This window comes from Catenovulum agarivorans DS-2, assembly GCF_000568405.1.
In the GTDB taxonomy this organism is placed as follows: domain Bacteria; phylum Pseudomonadota; class Gammaproteobacteria; order Enterobacterales; family Alteromonadaceae; genus Catenovulum; species Catenovulum agarivorans_A.
In genome coordinates this window covers 1-14,063 of sequence record NZ_ARZY01000036.1, presented here as the reverse complement: position 1 = coordinate 14,063, position 14,063 = coordinate 1, and the positions used below count along the sequence as shown (strand labels likewise).

General features: G+C 40.0%; 12 protein-coding genes. 3 read left to right on the top strand and 9 right to left on the bottom strand.

Annotated elements, in window-relative coordinates; genetic code table 11:
• Positions 1–78: 78 nt before the first annotated feature.
• From DS2_RS15535 to DS2_RS20020, 5 genes are all read right to left on the bottom strand, one after another.
• Positions 79–903, bottom strand: coding sequence for a substrate-binding periplasmic protein (locus DS2_RS15535; RefSeq protein WP_035015762.1), 825 nt, complete (start codon positions 901–903; stop codon positions 79–81).
• Positions 904–1,231: 328 nt separating this feature from the next.
• Positions 1,232–1,687 carry a hypothetical protein gene (locus DS2_RS20025; protein ID WP_051479933.1) on the bottom strand — a complete coding sequence of 152 codons (456 nt, stop codon included), beginning with the start codon at positions 1,685–1,687 and terminating at the stop codon, positions 1,232–1,234.
• 81 nt (positions 1,688–1,768) lie between these two features.
• Positions 1,769–3,148 carry an ATP-binding protein gene (locus tag DS2_RS15525; protein WP_035015761.1) on the bottom strand — a complete coding sequence of 460 codons (1,380 nt, stop codon included), beginning with the start codon at positions 3,146–3,148 and terminating at the stop codon, positions 1,769–1,771.
• Entirely contained in the window at positions 3,141–3,824 is a 684-nt protein-coding gene (locus DS2_RS15520; RefSeq protein ID WP_035015760.1) for a response regulator transcription factor, read from the bottom strand. The genes DS2_RS15525 and DS2_RS15520 overlap by 8 nt, the downstream gene beginning before the upstream one ends.
• Before the next feature lie 66 nt (positions 3,825–3,890).
• Positions 3,891–5,954, bottom strand: a complete 2,064-nt coding sequence (locus DS2_RS20020; protein ID WP_051479932.1) for a methyl-accepting chemotaxis protein — start codon at positions 5,952–5,954, stop codon at positions 3,891–3,893.
• Between the two features lie 151 nt (positions 5,955–6,105).
• Between DS2_RS20020 and DS2_RS15510 the strand changes: the two genes are divergently transcribed.
• Positions 6,106–6,867 (top strand): IclR family transcriptional regulator, encoded by a 762-nt coding sequence (locus tag DS2_RS15510; protein ID WP_035015759.1) that lies wholly within the window; start codon positions 6,106–6,108, stop codon positions 6,865–6,867.
• A gap of 73 nt (positions 6,868–6,940) precedes the next feature.
• On the opposite strand, the gene DS2_RS15505 is transcribed toward DS2_RS15510, so the two are convergent.
• Together DS2_RS15505 and DS2_RS15500 are read right to left on the bottom strand one after the other, a co-directional pair.
• The gene (locus tag DS2_RS15505; protein WP_235188629.1) at positions 6,941–8,404 is read right to left on the bottom strand and encodes a sulfatase; all 1,464 of its coding nucleotides are present in this window, start codon (positions 8,402–8,404) and stop codon (positions 6,941–6,943) included.
• A 27-nt stretch (positions 8,405–8,431) separates the two neighbouring features.
• Positions 8,432–9,478 carry a hypothetical protein gene (locus DS2_RS15500; protein ID WP_035015758.1) on the bottom strand — a complete coding sequence of 349 codons (1,047 nt, stop codon included), beginning with the start codon at positions 9,476–9,478 and terminating at the stop codon, positions 8,432–8,434.
• 186 nt (positions 9,479–9,664) lie between these two features.
• On the opposite strand from DS2_RS15500, the gene DS2_RS15495 reads away from it, so the two are divergent.
• Positions 9,665–10,435 (top strand): 3-keto-disaccharide hydrolase, encoded by a 771-nt coding sequence (locus DS2_RS15495; RefSeq protein WP_035015757.1) that lies wholly within the window; start codon positions 9,665–9,667, stop codon positions 10,433–10,435.
• 3 nt (positions 10,436–10,438) lie between these two features.
• On the top strand, positions 10,439–12,157 hold the full coding sequence (locus tag DS2_RS15490; RefSeq protein WP_035015756.1) for a sulfatase-like hydrolase/transferase: 1,719 nt from the start codon (positions 10,439–10,441) through the stop codon (positions 12,155–12,157).
• A gap of 251 nt (positions 12,158–12,408) precedes the next feature.
• On the opposite strand, the gene DS2_RS20740 is transcribed toward DS2_RS15490, so the two are convergent.
• Positions 12,409–13,044, bottom strand: coding sequence for a hypothetical protein (locus DS2_RS20740; protein WP_200870157.1), 636 nt, complete (start codon positions 13,042–13,044; stop codon positions 12,409–12,411).
• Between the two features lie 715 nt (positions 13,045–13,759).
• A complete protein-coding gene (locus tag DS2_RS15480) occupies positions 13,760–13,963 on the bottom strand; it encodes a hypothetical protein (protein WP_035015755.1) in 204 nt (67 codons plus the stop codon).
• Positions 13,964–14,063 lie beyond the last annotated feature (100 nt).

Here is a 14,063-nt window from a genome sequence, read left to right as displayed (position 1 = left end):
ATTTAATATACCGCAACAAAACAATCACATTCAATCAATTTATTTCAATTAAAACAATGTAAAGCCAGTATCACCTAGTCAAATTGAACCAGTTACGTCGAATATAGTTTGATTTTGATTATTCAAATAAACTTCCGCCGCTTTGTATTCGTGGCTTTGCTTAAGTAAAGCTTCAAAATCGCCTGATTCAATCGCATTATGCAGAGCGTCTGTAATAATACTCGCTAGTCTCTGATTATCTTTTCTAACGTAAAAATAGCTGGTTAAGGGTAGTTTAATTAGTACATCTGGATGCACCATTACATCTTCTATGTTCTCTTGAGCGGCCCAGCGATCAACCACAGTTTGAGCTTTAAAAATAGGGGTCAAGTAGTAGTCAAACCGGCCACCATCCAGCATATGTGCAAAACTGCCGCGCAGTGTAGATACAGCAGTGAAATTGTGCGCTTCCAAAATCCGTCGTGTAACCGATGCTTTTTGTACACCCGCTTTCAACGATTTTAATTGATTAATATTGCTCAAGGCACTGAAGCGACCGACATCAGATTTACGCACAATTAGGCCGGTAACCCCCAATACATCTTGGTCTAACGCAACTTGTACTGCACGCATTTGTTGCTCTAACTCGTTATTTTTAGGTGCCCACATTAAATCTAGGTCGCCTGTATCAATTAAACTAATTTGATATCGTCGGTTACCCGTAGGTATTTCAACCAAGTTGATATTGTGCTCTGGTGCATGCTGAACAACCAGTTTTAATAAAGCTATTTTATGGTTATGGGCAGGGTCTGATGGTTTAGGAACTTTCAGGTCAAATGCAAATGCCTTTGCAGCTATCAATAAACACAGCATAGCCACCGAAGTAACCCTTAAAAACAGCATTAAAAAATTATTACCTTTCATATTGCCCTCACTATACGACAAACAAACCACTAACGATTATTTTTAATCATATTAAATCAACATAAAGCAAACAACAACCTTTAAAAGATACATTTTTGCAACATACCTTAAACATTTTGAATATCTCTTGAGTGATTTTTACTGATAAACTGAATCAAAGGCCTGCTGTTCTTTCGAGCACAATTTTTCAGCAGTTTGCCTAGTATCTATCCAAGGCATAGCGATTGAAGTGTAGCGAGCTACATAAATGGGTATTTTTTATTAAGGGGATAAAGCGTTGCAACTTGCGTGACAACGCTTGATTGGGAATACGTCTAACTATTCAAGCTTATTTGGCTGAGCGTCTTTCGGCGAATTTATCTTTGACTTCTTGTTTGCTCACAACACCATCTTGGTCGCTATCAAACTTTTCAATAAATTCGGCTTTGATTTCTGAGCTATCTAACACACCATCTTTGTTGCTATCTTTTTTCGCAAAAATAGCTTTTTTACCGCAATGCTTTTTGCCTTTACGCTTGTGCTTACGCATCTCATCACCATGGGCTTCACGCAAGGCTTTAAAATCAACCTTATCAAGTTGGCCATCTTGGTTAACATCTAAGCCATTTAACACCGTGGTTGAGTTGCTTATTTCACCCGCGTCGATAACACCGTCTTTATTGGCATCAAATAATTTGTGTAATGGACTAACACGTTTATGCATTTTGCCATGGTCGCCCTCAGCACTTGCTGTTGCACTAACAGTTAACAATGAAGCTAAAATGAGTGTAGTTAAAGTTTTCATGTAAATTACCTCTTTGTTTAGTTGACGAGGTTATCTTATAAAAAGCTATATGAGCGTAAGATGAGCAAACTAAAATATTTATTATTTTTTATAAAAAAAGTGAAAATATATTTGTGTACCAGATTCATGCTGTTGCAATTCAACTGTCAGTTGCCCTTGCATTAATTGGGCACAGCGTTTAGCAATAGACAATCCTAAACCACTGTGGGCTTGGTTAGTGCGCGCACTGTCGTGTCGCCAAAAGCGCTCAAATATATTGTCTAAATCAGCTTCAGTTAAACCGTCACAAACATTACAAATACTGACACAACCAACTGTATGCATCAGTTTAACTTGTGTACCGTTTGGCGCGTAACTCACTGCGTTGCCAATTAAATTAGACCATAGAATATGAAATAGATTTTTATCTGTATGTAAGCTTGCATCCGCGTCTATCTCATTCAGTTTAAATGTCAGTTGCTTGGTTAAAATTGCCTTTTCATGTAATTTAACTATGTGCTGTAAAAATGGTGCCAGCGCAATATTTTCTTCTTCAAGTTTATGGTTGTCCGAATCTAACCGTGCAAGCGTCAGTAGCGTATCAACCATATTTTGCATTTGTTTGCTTAATAATTCGATGTCTGCAAGTTCATCGTTAATATTGTCACTCGGCCACTTTTGCGCTACCTCTGCGACTGATCGTATTGCGGCCAACGGCGTTCGCATTTCATGGGCTAAATCGTTACTAAATTGCCGTTCACGCGCAAAACTATTATCTAACCTGCTGATTAAATCATTTAACTTATTTATAAAAGGTCTAATTTCTGATGGCATTGCATTGGCAGCAAAACGCTGTGACAAGTTATCTGCATTCATGTTTGCAGCTAGCTGTGCTAAATTTTCGACTGGACGAAGAGTCTTTCGTAATACAAAAATAAGAATCAAAGCAAACAACAAACAGAACACCACACCACCTAGTATTAACAGCTGTTTGTACTGGGATAATTTGCTGATAGCCTCAGCGTTATCAAGTGCAATACTAACCACCAGTCGATTGCGTAAACGGCGTTCAGGTATAGATACATTACGAATATAAAGAGTTAAATCTTCCGTATAGGCTTGAGTATACATCATAGGACCAGGACGAATATGCAACTGCACTTCTGCCAGTGACTCTGAACGCAACACCAATTCTTTTTTATGATTTAGCACTTGATAATAGAGTGTGTTAATCCGCTCATCTTCACTGACCAATGCCAATACTCTTTGTAGGTTTTCTATAGAAAGACGTTGCTCACGACTTTTACCAGGCGAGCGAAGTAGTTCTGAGCGCATCATATTGACCACATGGCGCAGTTGTTGATCTAATTTTTCATATTGCTGTGCTTTCTCAACTTGATATAGGCTAACCGCCGCAATCGTATACAAAGCAATAAAGCTGGGTAATAACCAGCCCAGCAGCTGATTTCTTAAACTATTCACAACCGGGATCCTGTAAATAATATCCCATGCCCCGTTTAGTTTGAATTAACTGCGGTTGTGATTTATCAACTTGTAACGCTTTGCGAAGAGCATATATAGCAGATTCGACCACATTGCTCATCGGGTTGACATGCTCATCATATATACACTGTTCAATTTCACTACGAGAAATGACCTGACCTTTACGCAGCATAAATAGTTCGAGCAACGAGAAGGATTGAGGCGTCATCGATAACAATTGGCCATTGCGACTAACTGTTCGAGCGCTTCTGTCGAGCTCTAAGTCAGCCACCTTAATGACGGATGAAATGGCTTGATAGCGACGACGGCTAAGCGCTTCTACCCTAGCGAGTAATTCTTCTATTGCAAAAGACTTTACTAAGTAATCATCCGCACCGATTTTAAAACCTTCAATTTTATCGTCTAGCTGGTCTAGCGCTGTTAAAAACAATACAGGGGTGTCTTTACCTGCTTGGCGAATTTTTTGCAAAATCTGTTTGCCATCTAGCTTGGGCAGCATAATATCAAGCACGATTACATCGTAATTATATTCCAATGCGTGCCACAAGCCATCTTCACCGTCACCAGTGTCGTCTACAACATATTTATTAGCTTTGAAAGCACGAACGATTGATTTACGAATATGCTCGTTGTCTTCCACCACCAATAACTTCATAACTGCAAGCCTAAAGAGTAAAAAAGAATATGCCCAGTATATACTCACAAATACTTTTGGATAATATTATTTAAAATTAAACTCTGAAATATTCGCTAACAGCTGATCACCGTTTTGCGATAAGGTTTCTATTGATGACAAGGTTTCTCGGCTTTGCAGGTGCATTGCGTCAGAATCGTCTTTTATTGCATGAATGCGTTGATTAATTTCGTCCGCGACATTGGTTTGTTCTTCAGCAGCAACGGCTATTTGACTCGACATGTCGGTAATTTGATCTAATTCACTGTTAATAACAGCAAAAGCTGCAGTGCTTTTTTCTACGATATCTCCCGCAGCTTGACCACTTGTTTGCAACGATTGCATTTTGTTGGTCGCTTGTGAAGCACCGCTGATCAAAGCTTCAATTTGATTTTGAATTTGTTCAGTTGAGTCTTGAGTGCGCTTAGATAAGTTTCGAACCTCATCAGCTACAACCGCAAAACCACGACCCATTTCACCAGCACGAGCAGCTTCGATAGCGGCGTTAAGCGCTAATAAATTGGTTTGTTCAGAAATGCCTTTAATCACTTGTAAAACATTACTAATTTGATCGGCTTCATTGTTCAAATTCACAACTAACTCATTGGTTTCACCCAGCTCAACAATCAAATCATCAATAGTGGCTTTTGTTCTGTTTGCATCTTGCTGGCTGGTCACGGATATATCATAAACACGCTTAACGGTTTCAGAAGTCGAAGATGCCATCGAGGCAACTTCGTGTGTAGTAGATGTCATTTGGTTTACCGCGACCGAAATACTTTCGGTCGCTTCTTTTTGATTGTCAATCAGTCGCATCGAGTCTTGCATTGAGCTGGTTACTCGTTTAGAGATACTATCAAGCGAGACTATCTTTTCACGCACATTTGATAAAGTTTTTTCAAAAGTACCGATCAACGAATTAAACGCATGGCCAACTAAACTGAGTTCATTTTGCCCTTCAATTTGGCTCCGTAACGTCATATCTTTAGTCGTCGCCAGCTTATCAAAATCGCCCATCAATGCTTTAAGCGGGGTATTGATACTCATGATAATTTTTAACGACAGCAAAGCAAGCGAAACAATCAGCAAGGTAATCAAGCCAATTAAGTTGTATACTTGCGATTGCGCATCATCAATTAATTCCGTTTTAGCAGTTTCGATATCTTGTAAACTTTTGTCGATAACACGCTCATACCCTTGACTGATTTGGCTACCAATTTTTAGCCATTCTTCTTTATCTAAATCAATGGGTTTATCAACATAATCAAGGGTTTTTCTACGAATGTGTTCATACTTGTTTACCGCAAATCGGTAAAACTGTTTGTCGCCGAGTTGTTTATTATAATATTCAACCGTTTCTGGACTAGAAAAACGAATAAAGTTGTCTAAGTATGACGCTTCTAACGCTGCACGTTTCATCAAATCGCCATAAAAGTTGACCGTCAAGGTACCTGTGATGCCTCGGTATACTACACTTACCAGTATTAGCCCATTGTCTTGTGCATACACTAAATTTTTAAACGCATTTGCGTACAGCGATAATTTGTCATTTTTTGCTGCCAACAACACCACTTGGTTGGTGCTATAAATCAGTTTATCAACCAAGTTTTGAAAGCCTCTTATCGTCCATGTGTATTTACCTTCCACTTGCATTTCTGGAGTGTTTTTTAACTTCTTCAAACGTTTTTTTGCTAAGTCACGGACAAATTCAAAACGTTCCAAAGCCGCTTTAACTGCATTAATATCTTTTACGAATTGGTCGAATTGTGCAAATTGCTGCTGATTTTGAATAAATGCCTTGTAGTTTTTTAGTGCCTTATCTACTGGAATCCGGGCATTAAGCATATCTTGCTTGTACTCCATACCTATGGGCTCAGAAGGACCACCCGGCCCCAAATACATCTTGGTATAGAGCAATTCCTGTTGTAACGCTGATAACAGTGGTGCTGTGATGTAAACGTATTTTTGCAATACCTCTAAATTTTCTGCTTGTTTTAAAGCTAATTGAGCATCCCTCAATTTTTCAAATGCTAACAAAGCAGTCACAATTAGAGGGATCATAACAAGTGCAATGATGCGGGTTTTTATTTTGATACGGTTAATAAACGTCATAAGTAGCACCTTTAGAAGAAAAAACCACTGACCACAATTGAAATAATTTGACGACTTGTGACCAATAACGTAATCTTAACAACTGAATTTGAAATTGTCACTTTTGATAAACAAAAAGTTGTGGAAGTTTTTCAACCAAAGAGGTGTATGAATGAATGATTACCTTATCCCGAATTTAAAAAACGCCTGTAAAATTCTGGTGATGCTGGCTGAAAGTGATCGGGGTTTAACCGCTTCTGAAATTGAAAACAGGCTAGATATGCCTCATACCACGGTTTTTCGAATTCTCAAAACGTTGATCCACGAGCAAATGGCTTCCAAGCAGGGCCGTCATTATTTTGCTGGCAATAGCCTGTTAAATATTGGTTTGCAAATGGTATCAACCAATAAACTTAGAGAAAGAGCCGTACCGGTATTACACGAACTTTCTGTTTTAACAGGTTTCTCGTCTCATCTTGCTGTACCGAGCGGTTACAACTCACTGATCATTGAGGTATGCGACAGCCCTCGACCAACAAAAATAGCTTCGCGCCAAGGTACGTTAGCGCCTTTACATTGCTCTAGCACAGGTAAAATTTTTATGGCACACCTGTATGCGAATAAAATTGAAGATATTTTTAACGAAGTGGGTTTTGAAAAACGGACAGATAAAACGCTCACTACGGTCGCGCAAATTAAAGAAGAGCTAAAAAAGGTAGTTGCTAAGGGTTACGCAATGGATGAGCGAGAATACACCAACGAAGTTCGCTGTCTAGCTGCGCCAATCTATGATTACCGAGGCAACCCAGTCGCGGCAATTGGTATTACTGCACATATCACCGAATTTACCCCAGACCTAATTTGCAGCATTGCCAAAATAGTTAAAGAAGCTGGCACCAAGCTATATTATAAAGCTGAACTAAACGCATCTTAAAACGACATAACACAATTGATTTTTACAACGAAAAAGGCGCTACATAGCGCCTTTTTTAATGCCAAAGCAAACACTATTGGCTATTGGGATATTGGCCTCGCGCTTTCACCTCGTCACTTCTTGCAGCTTCGTACTTGCGAATATATCCAGCTAGTTTTTCAGCCATCTGTTGTTGCTGGTGCGCATAGTCAGGATGGTTGGCAAGATTGAACTGCTCTTGCGGGTCTTCAACTAAATTATATAACTGAACATGGTCGTGTTTGTAAAAGTCGACATACTTCCATTGCTCCGTGCGAACCCCAGCCATAGGAGGTATTAAAAAGCGTTTCGGCTGATACATATGCTCAAAAAAGAATTCGTCGCGCCAATTTACATCGTTAGCCTGCCCGACTAACGGAAGTAAACTTTGACCTTGGTAAGATTTTGGTGCGTCAACGCCAGCATAATCCAAAATAGTTGGCGTAATATCTATATTCAATGCCAATTTTTCGACTTCTTTTCCACCCGCTTGACGATTGCGCGGGTCGTAAATAATCAAAGGTACACGTAAATCTTCTTCCCATCCGTACCATTTACCAGCAAGTTGACGTTCATTCATCGCATATCCATTGTCACCGGTATAAATAATAACTGTATTATCGGCCATGCCTTGCGCTTCTAACGATTGATAAATCATGCCAACCGCTTTATCAACGCTACTAATCGCACGATAGTGGCGTTTAGTCATCTTTTGATACAGCTCAGGGCTACCAAATCTAAACTGCCAACGAATTCTAGCAGCTGACTGTTTTAATGGCTCTGGCAGAGCAGCAAAATCTGCATCTGATGACAGTTTTGCTGGCGGGATTTCTACGTCTTGATACCAAGATTCAAACTCTTCAGGATAATGGAATTGCAGTTCTTCGTCTCTGTCATGCGCATGTGGATTCCAAAAATTGACGGCCATGACCCATGGTTTATCTGAAGACTTTGATTGATGGATAAAGTCTTTTGCAAGCTCAGCAATATAATAAGTTTGTGGTAATTCTTTGCCCTTGTATTGCTCTGTTTTTGCCTGCAGCAAGGGTTTAAAATAGTCGAATCTTTCGCTGTCTTCACCTGAAAGCTTGATCTCATATTTACCAACAAAAGCAGACTGGTAGCCATTTTGTTTTAAAACACTAGGGTAAGTTAACGCAGACTCTTCAGCGCCCGTGGCTGGTTGAGCGAAGGTAAAATCATGCGTGCGCTCCGTTAAACCCGTTAAAATGCTCACGCGACTAGAAGCACAAATGGGTGTGGTAACAAAAGCGTTTTTAAACACTGTGCCTTGGTCGGCTAATTTATCTATATTTGGTGTTTTGACAATCGGATGATACTTACCAATTAAATCCCACCTATGATCGTCGGCCAAAATAAACAATATATTAGGCTTTTTAACCGGCTTTTGTTGAATATCAGCCGTTGCTTGCTTATCCGTTTGCTGCCCATTAGAGCATGCACTTAGAATCGCAACAGCTAACACCATTGCACATTTTTTAAATCTTGTATTTATCACACTATTTCCCAACCCAAAGGTTTTTAACTACTTTTGCGTTCCAACCACCAGCGCCCGCCATAAGTTTTGTGTAGGCTGTCCACTTTGATCTGGTTGAACTTTAACTTCAATAATATCGTTTTTACTTAAAGACACCCCGTCAACTGATAGATAAAGCTCTTTATTATCGACTGACATCTTGGGGTTAGTAAAACTTGCTATTTGTTGACCATTTTGCAGAATTTGAAAACTGGTTTGCCCAATACGCTGCGATAATGTCACTAGAGTAAGTTGATGAGTACCGACCTCTCGCTTATCAACTACATATTTAAAATTTTCGCTTGAGTCGAGTATACGCTTGTATTGCAAAATACCTTTAAGCTGAGTTTTCTCAGGAAACTGTTGTTGGCTTGCAATTGTTTCAGCCATGGAGTGGCCATTCGGCTGAAAATGCTTGTCTTGGGTTAAAATGATCTTATCTAACTCAAAGCCATCTTCACGCATCGATAACATAAAATTGTGCACTCCGGCAGTTGGCACATCGATCGTTACCGTATTCGGTGTTCCACAATGATTTTCTGGTACACGACGAGCAGACGACCAAGTCCATTGATCTTTACCATCACACAATTGTAGTCGCGCGCTCGATTCTGGCCATTGATTATTTAAACCAAAATGCACCCCATTGTCTTCACTACCCGTGCTAAAAGCACGCGCCCAAATATAGTACCGACCAGGCGTTTCAAACAAAACAGGGTAAGACAATACCGCCACCGCACCACCAAACTCAGCGAAATTTTCCCCTCTAACTAAGGTTTCGTGGTGGTTTGCGCGTGTGTCTGGTAGTAGTTCAATATATGCGCCACGACTTGCGTTTTCGAAATGAGGTAAATCACTGTCTTGGTATTTGTGTTGGAATTGTGTTTGCGAAAAAATATGCCAGCGACGCTTGTTGTCTAAATGCTGCGCAGCAAAGTTTTCTGCCTCAATCACCACAGTTCCATTTTGTTCAACATAGCTAGGAGCTGCATGGGAAGCCCAAGAGTAAAATGCAAAGTGGGCGACAACCAGTGTCTTTAACAATTGTACTTTCATTCAATATACGCAGTTACTTACAAAAAACACCATTTAACCATCACTTACAATCACAATCAAGCAAACAAAGTTAAACATGTTAACAAACTTTATTAATGTTAATGATAAATGTGTAAAACCAGACGCATATTGATTGTTTATGAATATTCTGCTTAGCTATAGCCAAAATTCTTTTCGGTAAACATTATGAAGCTTCAAAATATCCTTATTTTATTGCTAGCGACAGCTAGTATAAATTTTCCAGTTTTGGCCAATACGAGCAAATGGCAAGCCATATTCGATGGAAAAACGCTAGACGGATGGACAGCAAAATTTGCTGGTTACCCTTTGGGTGAAAATTATAAAAACACCTTTCGAGTTCAAGACGGTTATTTGACAACGAATTACGACCAATACGAAAAATTTAACTTCGAGTTTGGCCATCTCTTTTATAAAACACCGTATTCGCACTACAAGCTGCGCGCAACCTACCGATTTTTACAACAACAACTGCCAGGTTATCGCAATGCATGGAAGAATAATGGTTTTATGATCCACGCTCAGCCGCCGGAGTCCATGGAGTTAAAACAACGTTTTCCAACTAGCATAGAGGTTCAACTCTTGGGCGCAAATGCCGATACAGAACAAAGGTCGACCGCTAATATGTGTAGTCCAGGTGCACATATATACATGCAAAACAAATTGATTACCAAACATTGCATCAACTCGAATTCAAAGACTTATCGCGGCACTCAATGGGTCGATGTGGAAATAGAAGTGCGAGGAAATCAGCAAATTAAGCATTATGTCAATGGACAACTGGTGATGGAATATAGTCGACCAGTGTTAGATGAAAAATCACAGTCGTTGGCTCAGTATTACAAAGGCACTGAAATGAAGTCTGGTTATATCGCTATTCAGGCTGAAAATAGCACTATTCAATTTAAGTCAATTGAACTTCAAGTATTGGAAGATTAACACATGCAACTATTAAAATTCATAAGGCAGTATGCAATTGTATTTGCCTGTTCAGCGCTATTGCCCCCTTTGGTGGCGACAGCTAATCAAACCTCGCAACAACCACCAAATATACTCTGGCTAGTGGTAGAAGACATGAGCCCTATCTTGCCCGACTATGGCGACAACACAATCAAAACACCGACTATAAGTGAGCTTGTACAGCAAGGTGTAAAATATACCAATGTATACTCAACATCCGGTGTTTGTGCACCAAGTCGAGCGGCACTTGCGACTGGTATGTATCCAAGCGCATTTGGTGCCAATCATATGCGTACAACGTCCAATACTGACGAAACAGGGTTACCAAAATACGAAGCCATCCCGCCTGCAAAAGCAAAGATGCTCAGTGAGCTAATGCGCATGGCGGGTTATTATACGGTGAATAACTTAAAAACCGATTATCAATTTAAAGCCCCTGTTACCGCATGGGATGAAAATGGCCCATATGCGCACTGGCGTAATCGCCCCTCAGGCAAACCTTTTTTTGCAGTATTTAACTTCACCACCACGCACGAGTCAGGTTTGTTTGAACCCTATGGCATTCGAAAAATAGAATCGCGCCATTACTTTTCAGATGATGTTGCGCGTATCGCAGAACTACCAAAACATCATGCGATTAAAACCAGCGAAGATGAAACCCCCATCCATGTTGCGAAAACAACTCAATTTAATATCCCACCATATTTGCCTGACACCCCCATTGTGCGTCGAGACATGTGGAAAATGTACAATAATTTAGCCGAGACCGACCGACAAATGGGCGCGGTATTACAACAACTAAAAAACGATGGGTTACTCGACAATACAGTCATCTTTTTCTATTCAGACCATGGAGGGCCATTGCCACGGCAGAAGCGCCTGATTTACGACAGTGGCCTAAAAGTACCACTAGTAGTGCGCTTCCCTAATGGTAAATGGGCCAAAACCACTGACGATCAGCTCATTAGTTTTATCGACTTTGCGCCCACAACGCTTGCTATTGCGGGCGCTCCCATCCCTAAAAACATGCACGGCCAAAATTTCTTAGACGGACAAAAACGACAGTATATACACGCGGCTGCCGACCGTTTTGACGGTTTTACCGACACAATTAGAGCAGTTAAAAACAAGCGTTATAAATACATTCGTAACTACCGCCCACAACAAGGTTACTATTTACCTGTGGCCTATCGTGAAAAAATACCAACAATGCAAGAACTGTTGCGGCTCAAAGCAGAAAACAAACTCACGCCACATCAAGCTCAATGGTTTAGAGATTCAAAACCGAAAGAAGAGTTATTTGATACATTCGAAGACCCTCATGAGCTGCATAACCTAGCGCAAGATCCAAAATATGCACAACAGCTACAAACACTTCGGATAGAAATGAACAACTGGTTAAATTCAATTGGAGATAACCCACAGTTGCCAGAGCGTGATTTAGTCAGCCAACTATGGAATAACCAAACCACGCAACCGGTTACTGAAAATCCACAGGTCCACAAAAATGGCAATCAATTAACCATTCGCTGTGCAACAGCTGGTGCTTCAATTGGCTATAAAGTAATAGAAAATGGTTACGAACCAAAAACATGGTCTATTTATCAACAAGCAATCCAAGTACCTGCAGGCGCCACAGTAAAAATAATTAGCCATCGCATTGGTTATCAACCCAGCGCCCCGCTACTGGTTGATTTCTAGCAAAGTTATTTATCCAGAGCGAGGTATTTTTCCTAGCTCTGGATAATCGAACAGCTATACCGACTGTTTGCGATATTGGCTCGGTGAAGGCGCCCGCTACAACTTTTAAATTGTTTTAAACCCTGTCCCTTTGTTTGATTTGATAATCAACAAGCTAAACACCTTTGCTGCACATCCGGCAAAGGTGTTTTTATACGTTGATTTTAATAATGACAACGACAGTGAGCCAAGCCGACCCCAACATTTGATTATTAGGAATCGCTGGTAATTTTAATGCTGTTGCTATTGCACCAGTCTCTTATCGCTTGATTAAGGGATTGCGCCTCGTGCTCATACCATAGTTCTAGCTTGTCTACAGAACTCAAAAACGCTTTAAATTTCGCATAGGCACCTTTACGGCTGAAAATTTCGTATGCTTTATCAAGGTGATCTGGCAGTGTTTCAGCAACAAAAGTAATCGCCAGCTTTTTACCTAAACCCAGATCCTGCTTACTAGGCAAAGCCAAATACTTGCTGTTTTCAAACAAATCGTCAGGAATTGGCTCTTCAACAGCATCACCAAGGTAGTAAATAGCGCCATACCCCAGTGTAACGTATTGAAGAACATCATCTTTACCACTACCCATAGTGCCGCCAGCGACAGAAACGTTATTTAATACAGGATTTTTAACTATTTTAAGGTCTTCACTTGGTATCGAAATAATAGTGCTTTTTAGTGTTACAGTTAATGAATCCAGTGATTTTCCATCCTGAGATGTCTTAATTTCAACTTTATACCCGCCACTATACTCAAAATAAACATGGGTTGGCGAGAATATGTAATTTCTAGCAGCAAATGAATTTTGGCTTAGCCCTAAACATATAAAAAGAATAAATATATATTTCAAACAGTTACCTCGTACGTCTAACGAGACAGTAGAATTCCTCCAGTCTCAACGCCGAAATATTGGGCGCGTCTGCTTCCCTAGCATTTTCTTGTATTGTGTTTACTCAAATTCTCCAGTGGCGATGATATTTGCTATATACAGAAGAACTGTCAAACCTTCCCTCAAACCAAATGTCTGCGCTCCGAGCTTGTTCAATACTTGGATGATATGTCGGCTTCGCGACACATACCCTTTATTTATTGTGTGCCGTTTTTTACCTGCCGCGCTCTCGTATTACTAATGGCCCAACTATTTCGAACCCAACAATGCACACAAAATAGACAAACATAACAAATAAAACCAAATAATAGCTCATATAATCGTGAAAGTAGAATGCACCGAAAATCAAAGCTGGTGTAAATAATATATAAAACAAAAAGCTATAAAACTGATTGATTGCTATTTTTGAATTACACACTTTGCAACGCGCAGACCAAAGTATCAGCGGCAATATAGCAATAGATTTATTTAGGCAATTAGGGCAAATACGTTTCATTTTTCTTTAAGTACATAATGAGGCTATAAAAAATACAGTGGCTCTGATGTTTGCTATATAAAGAAGGGCTGTCAAACCAACCCTACTCTCCACACCAAACGTCTGCGCTCTGGCCTTGTTCAACACTTTGATATGCGGCTATGCTTTACGATACACCTGCTTGATTATTATGTGTTTTTATCAATTTTGTTTGTTATAGATAATGCCGATAAATGCCAAAGAGATACCAAAAATCGTTGCTGAAATAGCAGAATACATTCCCGCTTGTTGCGCTGTAATTACGGTAGAACTTAATGATTCTGTGATAGCCAAATAGCTAAGAAATGAACCTATACCAGCACCAGATAGGCCACAAGTTAATCCAAGTGTTTTAAATCTATTCATCGTAATCTCCATTTTTACTTAAACACATAGCGCCTAAATTAGGTGCGCCGTAGGCGTCACCTGGATTTACTTGTGTACGCCCGACATGGGCATTAACTAA

Bases quoted from the DNA above. Each gene is read 5' to 3' on its own strand.
- DS2_RS15535 (WP_035015762.1), bottom strand. From the start codon at position 903: ATGAAAGGTAATAATTTTTTAATGCTGTTTTTAAGGGTTACTTCGGTG.
- DS2_RS20025 (WP_051479933.1), bottom strand. From the start codon at position 1,687: ATGAAAACTTTAACTACACTCATTTTAGCTTCATTGTTAACTGTTAGT.
- DS2_RS15520 (WP_035015760.1), bottom strand. From the start codon at position 3,824: ATGAAGTTATTGGTGGTGGAAGACAACGAGCATATTCGTAAATCAATC.
- DS2_RS20020 (WP_051479932.1), bottom strand. From the start codon at position 5,954: ATGACGTTTATTAACCGTATCAAAATAAAAACCCGCATCATTGCACTT.
- DS2_RS15510 (WP_035015759.1), top strand. From the start codon at position 6,106: ATGAATGATTACCTTATCCCGAATTTAAAAAACGCCTGTAAAATTCTG.
- DS2_RS15500 (WP_035015758.1), bottom strand. From the start codon at position 9,478: ATGAAAGTACAATTGTTAAAGACACTGGTTGTCGCCCACTTTGCATTT.
- DS2_RS15495 (WP_035015757.1), top strand. From the start codon at position 9,665: ATGAAGCTTCAAAATATCCTTATTTTATTGCTAGCGACAGCTAGTATA.
- DS2_RS15490 (WP_035015756.1), top strand. From the start codon at position 10,439: ATGCAACTATTAAAATTCATAAGGCAGTATGCAATTGTATTTGCCTGT.
- DS2_RS15480 (WP_035015755.1), bottom strand. From the start codon at position 13,963: ATGAATAGATTTAAAACACTTGGATTAACTTGTGGCCTATCTGGTGCT.